The sequence below is a fragment of the Paraburkholderia bannensis NBRC 103871 genome, from assembly GCF_000685015.1.
Classification (GTDB): Bacteria; Pseudomonadota; Gammaproteobacteria; order Burkholderiales; family Burkholderiaceae; genus Paraburkholderia; species Paraburkholderia bannensis.
In genome coordinates this window covers 1-1,624 of record NZ_BAYA01000087.1, presented here as the reverse complement: position 1 = coordinate 1,624, position 1,624 = coordinate 1, and the positions used below count along the sequence as shown (strand labels likewise).

The window sequence follows — 1,624 nt, the reverse complement described above, 5'->3', positions numbered from 1 at the left end:
TGTTGAGGTGCGTGCAAAACTGACCCACTTCCGCTAAAAGTTTGCATCGAAAACTGACCCACATGTTCAATACCTGCTTGGACGCCAAGCAGGAGAACCGGAGTGATTACGGTGAGCATGTTGGCAAAGATTCGGCGGATGCACTTCCGCGATGGCGTTCCACTGAGGGACATATCCAGACGCACTGGCCTGTCCCGTAACACCATACGGCGCTGGTTGCGTGAGCCTCCATCAACTGGTGAGCCGAAGTATCCGAAGCGAGCGAGCAATAGCGTCGTCGACCCGTGGTCAGAGCAGTTACGTCTTTGGCTGCTTGCTGACACTCGAAGGCCGAAACGTGAGCGGCGTTCGGCAAAACAGATGCACGCTGATTTGCGGGCTGCAGGCTACGACGGCAGTTACGACCGTGTTTGTGCGTTTGTCCGCAACTGGAAACAAAACCGCGATGAAGGCGCCCTGCGAGGTGCCTTCGTACCGCTCGCCTTCGAGTACGGCGAGGCATTCCAGTTCGACTGGAGTTGCGAATACGTCTTTATCGCCGGCCTGCGACGGAGAATAGAAGTCGCACACACGAAGCTCGCCGCCAGTCGCGCGTTCTGGCTTGTGGCCTATCACACGCAGAGCCACGAGATGCTGTTCGACGCCCACGCAAGAGCGTTCGCGGCCTTCGGTGGCGTCCCCCGACGCGGCATCTACGACAACATGAAGACTGCGGTGGACAAGGTGGGGCCGGGGAAAGAGCGGGCGATAAACGCGCGCTTCCATTCGATGTGCAACCACTACCTGTTCGAGCCCGAGTTCTGCAACCGCGCCGCGGGTTGGGAAAAAGGCATCGTTGAAAAGAACGTTCAGGACCGCCGCCGCCACATCTGGCACGAAGCAATCCGCACCCGGTGGGAATCACTGGATGTTCTGAACGTATGGCTGGCCGAGCGCTGCCGGCAGGCATGGCAGGAGCTTCGTCATCCTCAATGGCCGGAGCTTACGGTAGCAGACGCCTTGCAGGACGAACGCCCGCGTCTGATGCAGTGTCCCAAGCCGTTTGATGGATACATCGAACAGCCTGTTCGCGTATCGTCAACCAGTCTCATTCACTTCCAGCGCAACCGCTACAGCGTGCCAACGGAGTTCGCAAACCATGTTGTGAGTTTGCGAACGTATCCCGCGTTCATCAGCATCGTCGCTGACGGAAACGAGATTGCGCGGCACGCACGCAGCTTCGACCGGTACCAGACCTTTTACGACTGGACGCATTACATCAGTCTCGTCGCCCGCAAACCTGGCTCCCTAAGGAACGGCGCACCGTTCCTCACAATGCCGGAGCCAATGCAGCGGTTGCAGCGTCATCTGCTTCGACAGTCGGGTGGCGACCGTGTGATGGTGCAGGTGCTATCGGCAACACCTGTGCATGGACTGGAGGCAGTTCTGGTTGCCGTCGAGCTTGCTCTCGAATCCGGCCGTCCAAGCGCCGAGCATGTGCTGAATATCCTTGCCCGCCTAAAAAGCCCGGCCTCCCGCAGCGCCGATGGCGTGCAGACATCGCTGCGGCTGAAGATAGAACCGCTCGCCGACGTTCACCGATACGAAAAGCTTCGTACTCCGAGGAAGGAGGATGGTCATGTCG

1 protein-coding gene is annotated in these 1,624 nt (G+C 58.9%); it reads left to right on the top strand.

The genetic code is table 11. The features are described 5' to 3' along the window. Nucleotides 1-111: 111 nt before the first annotated feature. On the top strand, nt 112-1,624 hold a 1,513-nt coding region (istA, locus tag BBA01S_RS39400), incomplete at its 3' end, for an IS21 family transposase (RefSeq protein WP_042298660.1).